General features: G+C 68.7%; 22 protein-coding genes. 9 read left to right on the top strand and 13 right to left on the bottom strand.

Annotated features, from left to right (window positions below; translation table 11 throughout):
• Positions 1–70: 70 nt before the first annotated feature.
• From E1264_RS15655 to E1264_RS15635, 5 genes are all read right to left on the bottom strand, one after another.
• Positions 71–703 carry a class I SAM-dependent methyltransferase gene (locus E1264_RS15655; protein WP_207935942.1) on the bottom strand — a complete coding sequence of 211 codons (633 nt, stop codon included), beginning with the start codon at positions 701–703 and terminating at the stop codon, positions 71–73.
• A gap of 25 nt (positions 704–728) precedes the next feature.
• Positions 729–1043: a thioredoxin gene (gene trxA, locus E1264_RS15650; RefSeq protein WP_132174031.1), complete on the bottom strand. Its 315-nt coding sequence runs from the start codon at positions 1041–1043 to the stop codon at positions 729–731.
• Positions 925–1419, bottom strand: a complete 495-nt coding sequence (locus E1264_RS15645) for a MerR family transcriptional regulator (RefSeq protein WP_207935941.1) — start codon at positions 1417–1419, stop codon at positions 925–927. The genes trxA and E1264_RS15645 overlap by 119 nt, the downstream gene beginning before the upstream one ends.
• Positions 1420–1623: 204 nt before the next feature.
• Positions 1624–2970: a glycosyl hydrolase family 18 protein gene (locus E1264_RS15640; protein ID WP_243710949.1), complete on the bottom strand. Its 1347-nt coding sequence runs from the start codon at positions 2968–2970 to the stop codon at positions 1624–1626.
• Positions 2971–3134: 164 nt separating this feature from the next.
• On the bottom strand, positions 3135–3359 hold the full coding sequence (locus E1264_RS15635) for a hypothetical protein (RefSeq protein ID WP_207935945.1): 225 nt from the start codon (positions 3357–3359) through the stop codon (positions 3135–3137).
• A gap of 84 nt (positions 3360–3443) precedes the next feature.
• Here E1264_RS15635 and E1264_RS46230 point away from each other — a divergent pair, with 84 nt between their 5' ends.
• Positions 3444–3581 (top strand): winged helix-turn-helix transcriptional regulator, encoded by a 138-nt coding sequence (locus E1264_RS46230; RefSeq protein WP_132174027.1) that lies wholly within the window; start codon positions 3444–3446, stop codon positions 3579–3581.
• On the opposite strand, the gene E1264_RS15625 is transcribed toward E1264_RS46230, so the two are convergent.
• Together E1264_RS15625 and E1264_RS15620 are read right to left on the bottom strand one after the other, a co-directional pair.
• Positions 3539–4558 carry a nitronate monooxygenase gene (locus tag E1264_RS15625; protein WP_132174025.1) on the bottom strand — a complete coding sequence of 340 codons (1020 nt, stop codon included), beginning with the start codon at positions 4556–4558 and terminating at the stop codon, positions 3539–3541. The two genes, E1264_RS46230 and E1264_RS15625, sit on opposite strands and share 43 nt — an antisense overlap.
• Before the next feature lie 38 nt (positions 4559–4596).
• Positions 4597–5637 carry a peptidoglycan-binding protein gene (locus E1264_RS15620; RefSeq protein ID WP_132174023.1) on the bottom strand — a complete coding sequence of 347 codons (1041 nt, stop codon included), beginning with the start codon at positions 5635–5637 and terminating at the stop codon, positions 4597–4599.
• Positions 5638–5992: 355 nt separating this feature from the next.
• Between E1264_RS15620 and E1264_RS15615 the strand changes: the two genes are divergently transcribed.
• The gene (locus tag E1264_RS15615; protein WP_132174021.1) at positions 5993–6628 is read left to right on the top strand and encodes a DUF4360 domain-containing protein; all 636 of its coding nucleotides are present in this window, start codon (positions 5993–5995) and stop codon (positions 6626–6628) included.
• A gap of 67 nt (positions 6629–6695) precedes the next feature.
• Here E1264_RS15615 and E1264_RS15610 read toward each other — a convergent pair whose 3' ends face one another.
• From E1264_RS15610 to E1264_RS15595, 4 genes are all read right to left on the bottom strand, one after another.
• Positions 6696–7118 carry a hypothetical protein gene (locus tag E1264_RS15610; protein ID WP_132174019.1) on the bottom strand — a complete coding sequence of 141 codons (423 nt, stop codon included), beginning with the start codon at positions 7116–7118 and terminating at the stop codon, positions 6696–6698.
• Positions 7115–7600, bottom strand: a complete 486-nt coding sequence (locus tag E1264_RS15605) for a hypothetical protein (protein ID WP_132174017.1) — start codon at positions 7598–7600, stop codon at positions 7115–7117. The genes E1264_RS15610 and E1264_RS15605 overlap by 4 nt, the downstream gene beginning before the upstream one ends.
• Positions 7584–8000 (bottom strand): hypothetical protein, encoded by a 417-nt coding sequence (locus E1264_RS15600; protein ID WP_132174015.1) that lies wholly within the window; start codon positions 7998–8000, stop codon positions 7584–7586. Before E1264_RS15600 ends, E1264_RS15605 begins: the two co-directional genes overlap by 17 nt.
• Positions 8001–8163: 163 nt before the next feature.
• Positions 8164–8445 (bottom strand): hypothetical protein, encoded by a 282-nt coding sequence (locus tag E1264_RS15595; protein WP_132174013.1) that lies wholly within the window; start codon positions 8443–8445, stop codon positions 8164–8166.
• A gap of 116 nt (positions 8446–8561) precedes the next feature.
• Here E1264_RS15595 and E1264_RS15590 point away from each other — a divergent pair, with 116 nt between their 5' ends.
• The 5 genes from E1264_RS15590 to E1264_RS15570 all read left to right on the top strand — a co-directional run bounded on the left by E1264_RS15590 (position 8562) and on the right by E1264_RS15570 (position 11049).
• The gene (locus tag E1264_RS15590; protein WP_132174011.1) at positions 8562–9368 is read left to right on the top strand and encodes a helix-turn-helix transcriptional regulator; all 807 of its coding nucleotides are present in this window, start codon (positions 8562–8564) and stop codon (positions 9366–9368) included.
• On the top strand, positions 9365–9553 hold the full coding sequence (locus tag E1264_RS15585) for a DUF397 domain-containing protein (protein ID WP_132174009.1): 189 nt from the start codon (positions 9365–9367) through the stop codon (positions 9551–9553). Before E1264_RS15590 ends, E1264_RS15585 begins: the two co-directional genes overlap by 4 nt.
• A 254-nt stretch (positions 9554–9807) precedes the next feature.
• Entirely contained in the window at positions 9808–10185 is a 378-nt protein-coding gene (locus E1264_RS15580; protein ID WP_132174007.1) for an MmcQ/YjbR family DNA-binding protein, read from the top strand.
• Positions 10186–10192: 7 nt separating this feature from the next.
• A complete protein-coding gene (locus tag E1264_RS15575; RefSeq protein ID WP_132174005.1) occupies positions 10193–10561 on the top strand; it encodes an MmcQ/YjbR family DNA-binding protein in 369 nt (122 codons plus the stop codon).
• 56 nt (positions 10562–10617) lie between these two features.
• Entirely contained in the window at positions 10618–11049 is a 432-nt protein-coding gene (locus E1264_RS15570; RefSeq protein WP_347813397.1) for a PPOX class F420-dependent oxidoreductase, read from the top strand.
• Between the two features lie 95 nt (positions 11050–11144).
• Here E1264_RS15570 and E1264_RS15565 read toward each other — a convergent pair whose 3' ends face one another.
• The gene (locus tag E1264_RS15565) at positions 11145–11516 is read right to left on the bottom strand and encodes a hypothetical protein (protein WP_132174003.1); all 372 of its coding nucleotides are present in this window, start codon (positions 11514–11516) and stop codon (positions 11145–11147) included.
• 346 nt (positions 11517–11862) lie between these two features.
• On the opposite strand from E1264_RS15565, the gene E1264_RS15555 reads away from it, so the two are divergent.
• Positions 11863–12108, top strand: a complete 246-nt coding sequence (locus tag E1264_RS15555) for a type II toxin-antitoxin system VapB family antitoxin (RefSeq protein WP_132174001.1) — start codon at positions 11863–11865, stop codon at positions 12106–12108.
• Entirely contained in the window at positions 12105–12542 is a 438-nt protein-coding gene (locus tag E1264_RS15550; protein ID WP_132173999.1) for a PIN domain nuclease, read from the top strand. Before E1264_RS15555 ends, E1264_RS15550 begins: the two co-directional genes overlap by 4 nt.
• On the opposite strand, the gene E1264_RS15545 is transcribed toward E1264_RS15550, so the two are convergent.
• Positions 12433–12957 carry an AAA family ATPase gene (locus E1264_RS15545; protein ID WP_132173997.1) on the bottom strand — a complete coding sequence of 175 codons (525 nt, stop codon included), beginning with the start codon at positions 12955–12957 and terminating at the stop codon, positions 12433–12435. The two genes, E1264_RS15550 and E1264_RS15545, sit on opposite strands and share 110 nt — an antisense overlap.
• Positions 12958–13115 lie beyond the last annotated feature (158 nt).

The following is a 13115-nucleotide window of genomic DNA, read 5'->3' as shown; positions in this document are numbered from 1 at the left end:
GGGAACACCGCACTTTCCATATCCGGGTGGCCCGGTGACGATCAGATGGACCGGGAATCGGCGGCCGGGATCAGGCGCGGCGGCGGGCCAGGAGGTAGGCGCGGCGGGTTTCCACCTCGTCGGGGTGGTGGACCCGATCCATTCGCATCTCCACCTTGAAGCCTGCGGCCTCCAAAAGGTCGGCGATATGGGCGGGCTCGAAGAATTGGAAGTCGATGTTCACCTTGTGGCCCCACCACTCGTCCAGATGGCGGACGTGCGTTCCGACGTGGAAGGCGACGAGGAAGAGGCCCTCGGGACGGAGCGTCCGGCGGACCTCCGCGAAAGCCCTCGGCAGCTCGGACGGAGCCAGGTGGATGATGGAGTAGAACGCGATCGCCGAGCCGAATTCGCCGTCCGCGGCGGGCAGTTCGAGCAGGTCCCCTTCGCGGAACTCCACGTTCGGGTGCTCGCGGCGTCCGGTCGAGACCATCGCAGCGGAGAGGTCGATTCCCACGCTCTTCAGGCCCTTTTCGCTGAGCCAGGCCGCAATGTGGCCTGGACCACAGCCAAGGTCGGCAACAGGGGCGTCAGGGGCCGTTTGCTCGATGATGGACGCGAGCAGGGCACAGTCCAGCGGTTTGGCGGCGAGTTCGTCCCGGAATCTCGCGGCGTACGATTCGGCGACGGTGTCGTAGCCCTGGCGGGTGTCGTCGTGGTTCACGATCGTGAGCCTTGCACAGCGCGTGTCAGAAATGGCCTTCCAGGTCGGCGAGCAGGAGCCGCTTGGATTTGGCGCCGACGATCTGCCGGACGACCTCGCCGTCCCGGTAGAGGTTCAGCGTCGGGAACCCCATCACGCCATACCGGGACACGATTTCGGGATGGTCGTCGCCGTTGAGTTTCGCGACCGTCAGGCGGTCGCCGTGCTCCGCCTCGATCTGCTCAAGGATCGGCGCGATCATCCTGCACGGAGGACACCAGTCCGCCCAGAATTCGACCAGTACCGGCTTCTCGCCGCGGAGCACGTGGGCGTCGAAGTTCTCCGCCGTCAGTGTGATCATTCGTCCCCTCCCGGGTGAGCGGGCAGCCCGGGCACGCCCGGGCCAGCTGGTCGGACATGTCGGCGCGGCGGCGGATCATGGCGCGGATGTCGGCGTCGATCTCGGCGAGTTTGCGCTGGTAGACCGCGACCGATTCGGGGCAGGCGGCGCCGTCGGGATGTCCGGCGCGCAGGCAGTCGACGAACGGGCGGGTGTCGTCCAGCGTGAAACCGGCCGCGAGCAGCGAGCGGATCTCCGCGACGAGCCGGACGTCCGACTCCTCGTACTGCCGGTAGCCGTTGGCGGCGCGCCGCGCGGGCAGCAGCCCCTGCTGTTCGTAGTAGCGCAAGGTGCGGGTGCTCACACCGGCGCGGGCGGCCAGCTCCCCGATCCGCATCGGCCCCTCCTCGCTCCGCGACCGCTTTGCCCGATTGCGACGGTATCCCTTCACACCGGCGTCAAGGTCAAGCGGCCGAGCTCAAGGGCAGGCGCCGAGCTCGAAGGGCAAGCCGCCGAGGCCACCCGCGGGATCGCCGGGCCCGGACGCGGGACGGGCCCGGCGGTGGGTACCGCCGGGCCCGTCATCGCAGGGGTTGCGCTGCTAGCGGCCCTGGAGCCTCTTGACGTTGTCGCCGAAGGTCCAGTTCTTCGAGCCGTCCCAGTTCATGGACCAGGTCATCAGGCCCTTGAGCTGGCCGTTGAAGCTGTTCCACGCCTGGCCGACCAGGCCCGTCGACATGTATCCGCCGCCGGCGCCCGGCTGCGCGGGCAGGCCCGGGGCCTGCTTGTCGTACGGCACCTTGATGGTGACGCCGTTGACGACGAGGCCCTTGTTCAGGCACTCGGTCTGCTTGACGAAGCCCTCGACCGTCCCGGCCGAGTAGGAGTCGCCGGAGCAGCCGTACATGCTGCCGTTGTAGTACTGCATGTTCAGCCACCACAGGCGGCCGTTGTCGGCGTACTTCTTGATGATCGGCAGGTACGCGCCCCAGATGGAGCCGTAGGTGACGCTGCCGCCGGTCACGTACGCGGTCTCCGGCGCCATCGTGAGGCCGAAGTTGGACGGCATCGCGGCGAGCACGCCGTCGATGATGTGGATCAGGTTGGCCTGGGACGTGGACGGCGTCGCGGGGCTGCCCGCCCCGGTCAGGCCGGTCTCGATGTCGATGTCGATGCCGTCGAAGTTGTACTTCTTCAGGATCGGCACGACCGTCGCGATGAACCGGTCGGCGACGCTCCGGGAGCCGAGGTCGATGCCCGCGGTCGCGCCGCCGATCGACATCAGGATCGTCGCGCCGGCCTCCTTGGCCGCGCACATCTGCTCGGGGGTGGCGACCTTCACCGTGTTGTCCATGCCGTCCTCCCAGAGGACGGTGCCGTCGGAGCGGATGACGGGGAACGCCGCGTTGTACACGTTGTAGCCGTGCTGCTTGAAGACGGGGTTCTCGATCGGGCTCCAGCCGAACGGCGGGTGGACGCCGTTGGCCGCGCCGTCCCAGTTCTCCCAGTAGCCCTGAAGGATCTTGCCCGCGGGCTTGCCCTTCACCGCGCAGGTCGGCTCGCCCTCGGGCGGCGGCGTGGTGGTGGGAGGCGTCGTCGTCGGGGTGGTCGGCGGCTGCGAGTCGTCGCAGACCCCGAGGTCACGCCACAGGGTGGGGGTGGCGGCCGGGTTCCAGCCCGCGCCCGTGTAGGCGGTGTGGGTGACGAGGGCCTCGTAGCCGCGGCCGCTGTAGGTGACCTTGGTCCCGGCCGTGTAGGCGCCGCCCTCGCCCCAGGCGGGGTAGGTGCAGACGGCGGCGAGGGAGGGCTGGGCGGACGAGGGCGCCGACAGCACGACCAGCGCGACGGCCGACAGCAGGACCGCCGAGGCCACCGAGGCCAGGGCGGCGGTGGCCGCCGACCATCGTCTGTGCATGAAGTTGAAACGCTTGGGGGGGTGGTGTTTCACGGGACTCCTCGGCAGGACGGGGGGCACTGAGGAGCCGGTGGCGGGCCAGACACAAGTCCCTGGCGGAACTCTCCCAAGCGCATGGCACAAAACCGGCATGGACGCCAGTAGCAGAGTAGCGGCGACATTCCGGACCTGGAAGACCTCTATACCGTCCGCATGGGCTATGCCTGATGGCCGGACGGGGCACAACCAAAGGGATTGTCAATGACGTACCGCCAACGGCCGTCGGATCCACGGCGAGCGACGTCGGTGGCCGTGCCCTCGATATGGATGGCGCGTCCGGCACGGTCCACACCGTCGATTATCCAGTCGACGATCGGCAGCGCGATGTCTCCGGCGGTGTAGACGTGCCGAGGGTTCACCACGATCGGCACTCCCAGCCCCATGAACTGCACGTTTGCGGCAAGGGCCTCCGCACCGGTGAGCGGAGCCCCCGGTTCCGGAACGAAAACGGCACCGACCTCATAGGAATGGCATCGCCCCGCACGCGCTACGCCCTGACCCCGCACGGCCGCGCCCTGGGCCCGGTCCTCCAAGCCCTGTGGAACTGGGGTAGCGAAACGGTTCAGCCTCCAGAGCCTCCGGCGGCCAAGGCCGCGACAAGCTGAGAAGCCGGAGCCTCAACGGCGTTCCGGAAGGACTCCCCGGCCCAGAGGTTGACGCCGTCCGGATCGCCTTGGGCGGCGGCCGCCTTGCGCAGCGGCGAGGTGACGTAGTGGACGTCCGGATAGGCGGCGGGCGCGTACGCGGAATGCTCGGTCAGGAACCGGTTGACGAGGCCGCGCGCGGGCCGTCCACTGAACGCCCTGGTCATGGCGGTCGAGGTGAAGCGCGGATCGGCGAGCGCCGCCTTGTGGACGGCGCTCGCGCCACTCTCCGGGCACCGCACGAACACTGTCCCGAGCTGCGCAGCCGCAGCCCCGAGCCCCAGTACCTCGGCGACATCCGCGGCCGTCCCCAGCCCACCCGCCGCGATGAGCGGCTGCCCCGTGACGGCGAGAACGTCCCGAAGTAGCGTGCGCAACGGCACGGGATCGTCCGACGTGTTGGCGAACGAGCCACGATGCCCGCCCGCCTCGGCCCCCTGGACGCAGAGCGCATCGGCGGCCGAAGCCTGCCGGGCCTCCTCAACGCTGGTCACGGTGACGATCACGACGGTTCCGTTGTCCTGGAAGGCCTCGATGAGGTCCGCGGGCGGGCAGCCGAACGTGAAGCTCACGAACGCCGGAGGGTCGGACAGCAGAGCGGCGACCTTGGCCTCGTAGGCGTCTTCACGGGCGCCCGGAGTTCCCGGCGACACACCCAGGCGCTCGGCGTCGGGCAGGAGCCGATCGCGGTAGGCGGCAACGGCGGCCGGGTCGATCTCGTCCAGCGACGGCATGAAGACGTTCATCCCGAACGGCCGGGACGTCAGCTCCCGCGTCGCAGCGATGTCAGCGCGCATCGCCTCAACCGGCTTATATCCGGCGGCGAGGAACCCGAGCCCGCCCGCGTCCGACACGGCGGCGGCCAGCGCCGGGGTGGACGGCCCGCCCGCCATGGGCGCCTGCACGATCGGCACCTCGGGCCATGGCGGCAGCGTCATGATCACCACGATAACGCCGGTCGTCCGGGCGTGACGGCCTACGGCTTGCAGGTCCAGTGGCGGAAGTCCCTGGTCCGCTTCCAGATCATCCGGGCGGTCTGGATGCTCCACTCCGGGTCGAGCGCCGCGACGGGACCGGCCCCCATCGCGAACAGTTCAGGGTCGGAAAAGTGGAACAAACCCCAGTACCGCACGCCGTGGGCGTCCGGCATCACCCACAGCGGGTCGAGGTGGGACAGGCACCGGACGAGCTTGACGGCCTTGTCGCGCTGCTCGGGGAACACCTCGGCGAGCCGTTGCTCGACCTGTGCGGCCGTCCAGGCGCGGCGCTGGATCGGCTCCGGTCCGGCGAGGGCGCGGCGGGTGCGGTGATCGGCCTGGCCGGTGATGGGGAGCCTGGCGAACGCCTGGAAGACGGCGAGCCGCTGCTTGGTGAACGGGCCGAACCACGAGTCCTCGGGCAGCGGAATGCCCTTCCTCCGCAGTTGGCGCTGTATCTGCAGCGCACACGGGCCGTAGGCCCCCAAGGAGATCGTCTCCGGACAGCCGCGGGGCGACGACGAGCGTGGGCTGGACGCGGCGGTGTCCGGGACGAGCGTCCCGCCGCTGGTGAGGGTCAGCGATATCGCGGCGCAGGCGCCGGCCAGGATCCAGCGGCGTGCCCGCCCGCCGGGGGGCGCGGGCCGGGGGGCGCCACCGCGCGGAGGCAGCCGTCCCGGCGACCGGACGTCGGTGCGGTCCCACTTCGCGCTCGATAACCCGCCCACCGGAGCGGTCGCGGGAACGGCGGACATCGCTGCGATGCGCCGTCGCGCCCTGACCCACTCGTCCACCTGGGCCGGAGGGCAGCCGCACGCCCGGGTGAAGGCCGCGACCTGCTCCTCGCGAGGCAGGCTGCGGCGGCGTGAACTGACCATCGCCTCGCCGGTGCTGTACGGCAGCGTGTCGCCCGCCAGGCGGGCGCGCCGCTCGATTTCCCGGAACGACAGCCCTGACCACGCCTTCAGGGCACGCAACCGGGCCTTGAATTCCTCGGGGGTCGTAATGTTCTCCGGGCCCGGACCGAAAACGGTGTCCATACGTCGCTGCCCTCCTTAGCGTTCACCCGCGCTGACCTGTGTGGACACCTGCCGTGGACATTCGTGGACGTTCGTGGACGGCTTTTAGTCTTGCCGTCCCCACCGAGCCGATCAACAGTTGTTCTGCCCGGCGGATGATCACTGGTCGCATTCTCTGCCCGCGCCGGCATCTCCGACCCCTTGGAGGTCGACCGACTGTGGACAGACGCAGGAAGCCGCCGGCCCGCCCGCGTGGCGAGCGGAACCGCGACCCGGCACGGCCGGTGGTGGCCACATTGCGTGACGGGGGCTCACCGGGCGTGCCGCTTCAGCAGCGGCTTCCGTCTCGCCTACCAACCCCGTGAAGGAGAATCGCATGCACAAGGGGATCGCACGTTCCGCCGCGGTCACCGCAGCGCTCGCCCTGTCCACCGCCTCCGTCGCACCGGCCGCCGCGTCCGCGCCGGCGGCCTTCCCGCCTTACGAGATCGAGATCGTGAGCCAGAACGGCACCGGGTGCCCGCGCGGCACCGTCGGGGCGCAGATGTCGGGCGAATTTGAGGCCTTCGTCCTCTACTTCTCCGACTACACGGCCCAGGCGGGCGGCTCCTCGGCGCCCGCCGACGCTCGCAAGGACTGCCGGCTCAGCTTGAAGATGGACTTCCGAAAGGACTTCTCCTACGCCATCGGGAAGACGGACTACCGCCTGACCTCCGAGGTTCAGTCCAACACGAGGGCCACCCTCAAGGCCAACCACAATTTCCAGGGCAACCCGCAGAACGAATTGAAGACGTACGAAATCCGCGGCCCCGGTAATGGGCACTTCCAGTTCACCGACATGCCGTCCCCGCTCGTGTGGAAACCGTGCGGTACGGAGCCGACGCTCGACATCACCACGGAACTGCGAGTCTTCAGAGGCCCCGACCCGACCAAGGTCAACTCCCTCTCCCTGAGCTCCGACGACGGCAGCATCAGGCAGGTCTACTACCTCCAATGGAAGCCGTGCCCCTGACCCACCCGCCTACGTCGAACGTCCCTCACCCACTTCCGCAGCGGGTGAGGGACGCTCTTCATCGTGGTCAGTGACACGTCCCGTCCGTCCCGAGGACGGCCATGAACACGATCACGCCACCGGCGAGCCACTGGCTGTAGGACGGCCAGCAGCACGTCTCGATCGCCCGCAGCGCCCGCGCCGCCCGCTCCTCACCGCCCACCCAGTCCGGGACGGGGTTCAGCGCCTTCTCGCACGCCCGGCCCCACTCACCCATCAGCCAGTCACGCGCGGCCACCGGTTCGGTGTGGACGGCCGCGACGAACCGCGCCGACTTGATCAGCCAGTCAACGGTCCGCACCGGCGGACGGTCCGGGCTGTTGAGGTCGAGCGTGTCGGTCTTCCCGAGCCGCTCCCACTCCCGTCCGGCACCCGACCACGCGCAGCAGTGGTAATGCGTGGGCTGGACGCCCGCCCGCCTGGTCGTGTCAGGCGCGATCTGCTGCGTCATCGCAGTGGGTCACTTCCCGCCATGTTGTTGCACTCCGGCGGGCAGCACGGCGACCGCTCGCCGTGCCAGAACTCCACGTCCACCCGGTACCCGGTCGCCTCCAGCCGCGGGATGGTGGCCTCGAGCGCGTCACCGCTCAGCACGGCCTCGTCCTGGTACGGGACGTGGTGGATGTACTCGCCCGCGTGCTCCTCGCAGAACGCACCGTAAGCCTGCGACCGCAGGACGAACGCGTGCCACGCCGGGTCGACGGGCGAGGTCGGCACGATCCGCTCCCAGGCCCGCCCTTCCCGCCGGGCCCGGACGATCTCCGCCTGCGCCTTCAGGAAGACCAGCGCCTGCCCCATCATCCGCTCGGCGTAATCGCGGGTGACGTGGTGGTAGCGCCGCAGGTCCTCGACCAAGAGGTCCCACACCTCGGGCGGGACGAGCTCCCGCGGATCCTTGGCGGCCTGAGCCGCCCGGTCAGTGGTGATGGTCACGATGCCCTCCATCGGCGCGCGCCTCGTGGTTGATGCCGCCACCCCGGGTGCGCGCCTCCAGGCCCGGGGCACGGAGTCCGGGGGAATGCCCGTCCACCTCTGCGAGCTCGCGCGTGATCGCGTCGAGCGCGCCGGTGATCTCGGACGCGGGCGCGATGGCGTGGCCGTTGTCCGCCCAGCAGAACCACCACCCGCCGTCGCGGAAGTCGCAGCCGATCTCGGCCGTCCGGCGCGGCCCGCCGTACCGGACGACGCTCACCCAGCTCACACCGCGCCGCTCGATCAGCCCGCCCGCCAGCTCCGGGCGCGCCCGCACGCCCTCGTGCAAGGCGGACAGGTACTCTCGCCGCTCGTTGCGCGGCGCGAGCACCCCCGCATGCCGTCCCTTGTCGAAATCCATCGGGTTCACCTCACTGTGTTCGGCTCGTCTTCCAGGCGGGGGACGCGGGCGGTGCACCCGGGGGGACGGGGGTGCGCACCGCCCGCGCCTTCGGACCCGCCGGTCTATGACCAGCGGCCCCGGGACCGGCGACCAGCGCGGAGCCTCCCTGTGCCTCCGCGCGTCACCGGAACCTCGCGCGCATCCCGGCGCGCTGGCCCTCCTCGACCAGCGCCGCGCGCAATTCCTCGGCGGTGGGACGCATGACGGTCGGATCGACTCCCATCGTCGGGTCATGCAGGCTCGCCACCCACTCCCCGAGCGACCCGTCCTTCCGCACGGCCCGCCAGATCCGATAACCAACGAATTCCGCCCGAATTCGGGCAATTGCCCAGTCATCGGGATGGGCGAGCGATGGATTGTGGCCGACGTCGAGTGCGCTTATCTCACCGCGAATAGCGCCCATGAAGATCACTTTCCTGCTCGGAGCGAATTCTCCCTTTCGCCAACAAGGATGCGACACAGAGCGATATCCTCGCTACGTTCCGGAACGAACGGCAACACCCGGGGAGGCCCTTGATCATGATCAGTGATCTCAACCCAGACCGCTCGCTCTGGCATCTCATAGCCGTTGAGGTGCGCAGACAACGCGAGTTGCACCAATTGTCCGGAAATCAGCTCGCGGAGCAATTGGATGTTGATCGTTCCACTGTTTCCAGGTGGGAGAACGGCATCCGTCGGCTTACCGACGGGTACGCCAAGCAGCTCGACGCGCTGTGGCACACGAACGGTCTGTTCGAGCGCCTCGTTCGCTTCGCGACCGCCATCGACACCGGAGACTGGATGACGGGCCTCGCGGCGTACGAGGAGCGGGCAACGCGTCACAGGATGTGGGAGACAGTCCTAGTCCCGGGCTTGTTCCAAACCCCCGACTACGCACGTGCCGCACTGCGCGTCGGACTCGCCGACGACCCCGACCGAGCCCTGGAGCGACGGCTGGCCCGGCAGGCGGCCGTGTTCGACCGGCCGAGGCTCCCGTACATTTCAGTCATCCTCAACTGGGCGGTACTCGCCCAGCCCATCGGCAGCACCGAAATCATGAAGGGGCAGCTCGCCCGGCTGCTCGAAATCGGAGACCTCCCCAACGTCAGCATCCGAGTACTAGAGCGCGAGGTCGGAGCGCACTGCGGGCTCGACGGCCCGTTCCAACTACTGACGGTGGACGACAGAGACATCGCCTTCGACGACGCCTCCACGCGGGGGCGGCTCATGCTCGACCCGGCGGAGGTTCAGAGCGTCGCAGTAAAGTACGACCGGATAAGCGATCTCGCTACCCCCCTCGGCCCGTCGCGGGCTCTGATCGAACGAGCGATGGAGACCTACCAATGACCAAGTGGCGCAAGTCCAGCCGCAGCAACACCAGCGGGAGTGCCTGCGTGGAGATTGCGGACCTCGCTGGAAACATCGGCGTACGCGACTCCAAGGACCCGGACGGCCCCAAGCTCACCCTCGCCCCCACCACCTGGCACACCCTCACCCACCAAATCAAAAACGGCCACCACGACCTCACCTGACCGCTTCCACACGCAACGGAGCAGGGCTGGGGGACGCGACCCCAGCGGGCAGTGTCACACGTGATGCGAATGGTTGTCTGCGGGGCACCCGGTCTGTGCGCTGGCGGATTCTTTGCGCACGCATAACCGCTTCCCGTACGGATGCGCCAACAGGCGGGTAGGGGCTGAAGTGGCATGAGATGCCTATTGAAGCGTCCGGTGAGGGTGGGCAGTGTTGCGCGCCCGTACTTGCAACGGCCGAGGAGGTTGCTGCGTTGAACGGGAAGGCTCTGCAGGGCACGGCGCAGAAGCGGGCCGAGGAGCTACCGGCGACCACGCTGTACTCGTTTGAGCCGGGATGGGAAGCCGCCAGGGTCGTGGACAAGTGGTTCATGTTGATGACCGAAGTGCCCGGCCGACCGGTGGTGATCGTAAAGTCGCGTCCGGACGACGCCCTGGCCCTGTGTGCGGCGTATGCGGACATCACCCCCGGCTATCACATGAACAAGCGGCATTGGATCACGCTCGCTCCGGGCAATTCGATCGACAAGAAGCTGGTGCGGGACCTGGTCACCGAGTCCTACCGGCTGGTGGTCGGAAATCTGCCCAAGTCGCGCCGGCCGGTCGATCCGATGCGCTTCGGGACCGGTTGAGGCGGCCATGGCCATCACCGGAAACCGGCTTCAGCGCCTGGCCCGCAGCACGGCAGGCGGGCTTCCCGGCGTCAGCCACGGTCGTCCGTTCACCGACAAGCTGGACGTCTACAAGGTGGCGGGGAAGGTCTTCCTCATCGTCACCGACGACCCGCACGAGCAGATCATCACCGTGAAGGCCGAGCCCGGGCATGCGCGGTCCCTGCGGCGACGGCACGAATCGATCATGGCGGGCCGATATCTGGACAAGAAGCACTGGATCTCCCTGGCCGCGGGCCAGGAAATCACCCCCTCGCTGGTCAAGGACCTGGTCGCGCACTCCTATGAGCTGGTCGCGGCGTCGGTGCCCGCCCGTCGCCGCCCAGGGGCCGGATAAGCGGCCACGGACCCGCTCTGCGGCACCAGCCCTGGGCACCACTATGGGAAAGGGGAATGTCCATGCACACCATGTCGACGCAGGAGTGGCACGACTTCGTCACGCGCGGGGCCCGCACGGGGAAGTTCTCCACGGTCGGGTCCGACGGCACGCCGCACATCACTCCCGTCTGGTACGTCTTCGACGGCGAAGCGTTCGCGTTCACCACCAACGGTGAAGCGGCCAAGGCGCGCAACCTGCGGCGTAATCCGCGCGCGGCGCTGTGTGTCGACGACGACGCCCCGCCCTTCGCCTACGTCGAGGCCCGTGGCGAAGTGACCTTGAGCGAGGACCTGGACGAGCTGATCGATGTCGCGACACGGGCCGGCGCCCGGTACGCGGGGCCGGACCAGGCCGAGGAGTTCGGCAAGCGCAACGGGGTGCCCGGCGAGGTCGTCGTCCGGCTGCGCCCCAGAAAGGTGATCGCCTACGCCGGGATCACCGAATAGACCATCGCCCGCCCTGCGGCGGTGCGCGCGCCGCAGACGTCAACCGGCCCGGGCGGCCACTCGTCTGCGGCTGGTGACACGGTCGCGCGCGTCGGTCACAGTTCAAGCGGTGCTGAGCTCCGAGCCGTGCGGATCATCGCGGTGCGGTGACCAGGGCAGTGCCACAGGGCTTCGTCCACCGGCTCGTCATCGTCGAAGCGCGTCGGCCTGTACAGGTACTCGACGGCCGGAAGCCAGGTGTCGGGATCGGTGTTGTGGCGCTCGCCGTGCGCACCTGCCGAGTCCGCCGCGACCTGGGTGAGGACCTCGCGCAAGTAGGTCGGGGCGGCGGCGTCCTGTCCGCCCAGGGAGAAGCAGATCGCTGCCGTCAAGGGCAGCAGCTCGCTCTGCGGCACGTCGCCGAGGAGCCTCTGGGCCGCCCAGAGGCTCGTGACCTGCGACGAGGCGTCCTCGGAGTCGAAGCCCACGTTGGCGGTGAGCGTAATGACGTCCGAGCATCGGCGTACGCGACTCCAAGGACCCGGACGGCCCCAAGCTCACCCTCGCCCCCACCGCCTGGCACGCACTCACCCGCCGGATCAAGCACGGCGACCACGACCTGACCCCCGAGCGACGAGCCCCCGGTCAGATGGCGGTCGGGGCTCTGTGCTGTCTGGCCCGACCTCACGTCTTTCGATGACAAACGACGCCGTTTCTCTGGCTCGCCCACCTGCACACCGAACTCGGCCCGGACGGATGCTTCGGCCTCCTGAGGCCGACCAGGAGACCGGGCGGTATATACTGACTCGGAGCTTGGATATATGGAGGCAGGTCGTGACCAAGAAGTTGATTGACATCGACGAAGAAGCGCTTGCGGCCGCAGCTGAGTTGTACGGCACCGACACCATGAAGGACACGGTCAACATGGCACTCGCCGAGGCCACCGCCGTGTTGCGCCGCCGCCGGGCCCTTTCGCGGCTCCGTCAACGGGCCCTGGAAGGGCAGTTCGACGACATGTACGACAAGAACACCTACCGTCCCAACCCCGCCGGCGGGGATGGCAGGGCTGCTGCCTCTTGACCTCGCACTGGCTCGCCGACACCTCCGCCGTCGTCCGTCTGCTTCGCGACGACCGGGCGTACGCCCAATGGGAGGACATGCTCGCCCGCCGACTCGTCGGTGTCTGCCCGATCACCGAACTAGAGATCTATTACAGTGCCCGATCGGCGGCCGATCGGGCCAACCTGCTCGACGAAGTGGGAGAGGTCTTCGGCTGGCTCGCCATGCCCGATCGGGCGTATGAGCGCGCGCTGATGGTTCAAGGGGAACTGACGACCCGCGGGCAACACCGCGCCCCCGGCCCCGTTGACCTGCTTGTCGCCGCTGCCGCCGACCTGCATGGCGTTACTCTCCTCCACTACGACCGCGACTTCGACCAGATTGCCAACGCGTCCGGCCAGGCGATGCAGTGGCTGGCCGAACCTGGGACCCTCGACCTACCCAAGCCGCGCTAGACCAGGAGCCTCCGCGAGCGGAAGGTCGTCGCTGCTGCCGGCGATCTCTTGACCTTGGCCTCCGGGATGGCGGGGAGGGGGCTCTCGCGGCTTGCGCTCGCCGTTCCACTCGGAGCGTGTACTCGTCCGGGGCGCGGGGGCTGCTGTGCTCCGTCCACGTCGCCCTCAATTTGATCCGGAACGACGCGGGTTCTTTCGGCCCTCCCCAGAAAGCGAGTTCATCGCCCCCCCGGAGTTCCAGTGCCGGTTCCAGGTCGGTGCGAATAACGTCGGCCAGGAAGCGGAAGTCCTCCAGCACATTGCTCTTTCCCGCACCGTTCGGCCCCACGAGCACATTGAGCGGGCCGAGTGGCACGGTGATCTTGCGCAGGCTGCGAAAGTTCTGTACTTCCAGCTCGATCAGCCGGTCGTTCATCGTCCCGCCCCCACGATCGTCAGCCCCGGCGGCCACACCTGAAAGATCAGCCTATCTTGGGGCCGTGCTGCGGGGAGGACGCGCGGAGGACGCGGTCAGCCGCGCCGGCGCGGTTGGGCACGCTGTGGGGATGCGTCATGATCTGGGGGGTGGGGAGG

Origin of the sequence: Actinomadura sp. KC216 (assembly GCF_004348535.1) — a bacterium.
In the GTDB taxonomy this organism is placed as follows: domain Bacteria; phylum Actinomycetota; class Actinomycetes; order Streptosporangiales; family Streptosporangiaceae; genus Spirillospora.
This window is presented reverse-complemented; position numbering and strand designations above follow the sequence as displayed.

Excerpts from the sequence above, each read along its gene's own strand:
- E1264_RS15595 (WP_132174013.1), bottom strand. The coding sequence starts at position 8,445 with ATGGGCGCTATTCGCGGTGAGATAAGCGCACTCGACGTCGGCCACAAT.
- E1264_RS15590 (WP_132174011.1), top strand. The coding sequence starts at position 8,562 with ATGATCAGTGATCTCAACCCAGACCGCTCGCTCTGGCATCTCATAGCC.
- E1264_RS15625 (WP_132174025.1), bottom strand. The coding sequence starts at position 4,558 with ATGACGCTGCCGCCATGGCCCGAGGTGCCGATCGTGCAGGCGCCCATG.
- trxA (WP_132174031.1), bottom strand. The coding sequence starts at position 1,043 with ATGATCACACTGACGGCGGAGAACTTCGACGCCCACGTGCTCCGCGGC.
- E1264_RS15645 (WP_207935941.1), bottom strand. The coding sequence starts at position 1,419 with ATGCGGATCGGGGAGCTGGCCGCCCGCGCCGGTGTGAGCACCCGCACC.
- E1264_RS15600 (WP_132174015.1), bottom strand. The coding sequence starts at position 8,000 with ATGGATTTCGACAAGGGACGGCATGCGGGGGTGCTCGCGCCGCGCAAC.
- E1264_RS15570 (WP_347813397.1), top strand. The coding sequence starts at position 10,618 with ATGTCCATGCACACCATGTCGACGCAGGAGTGGCACGACTTCGTCACG.
- E1264_RS15585 (WP_132174009.1), top strand. The coding sequence starts at position 9,365 with ATGACCAAGTGGCGCAAGTCCAGCCGCAGCAACACCAGCGGGAGTGCC.
- E1264_RS15575 (WP_132174005.1), top strand. The coding sequence starts at position 10,193 with ATGGCCATCACCGGAAACCGGCTTCAGCGCCTGGCCCGCAGCACGGCA.
- E1264_RS15620 (WP_132174023.1), bottom strand. The coding sequence starts at position 5,637 with ATGGACACCGTTTTCGGTCCGGGCCCGGAGAACATTACGACCCCCGAG.
- E1264_RS15635 (WP_207935945.1), bottom strand. The coding sequence starts at position 3,359 with ATGGGGCTGGGAGTGCCGATCGTGGTGAACCCTCGGCACGTCTACACC.
- E1264_RS15610 (WP_132174019.1), bottom strand. The coding sequence starts at position 7,118 with ATGACGCAGCAGATCGCGCCTGACACGACCAGGCGGGCGGGCGTCCAG.
- E1264_RS15615 (WP_132174021.1), top strand. The coding sequence starts at position 5,993 with ATGCACAAGGGGATCGCACGTTCCGCCGCGGTCACCGCAGCGCTCGCC.
- E1264_RS46230 (WP_132174027.1), top strand. The coding sequence starts at position 3,444 with ATGGCATCGCCCCGCACGCGCTACGCCCTGACCCCGCACGGCCGCGCC.
- E1264_RS15545 (WP_132173997.1), bottom strand. The coding sequence starts at position 12,957 with ATGAACGACCGGCTGATCGAGCTGGAAGTACAGAACTTTCGCAGCCTG.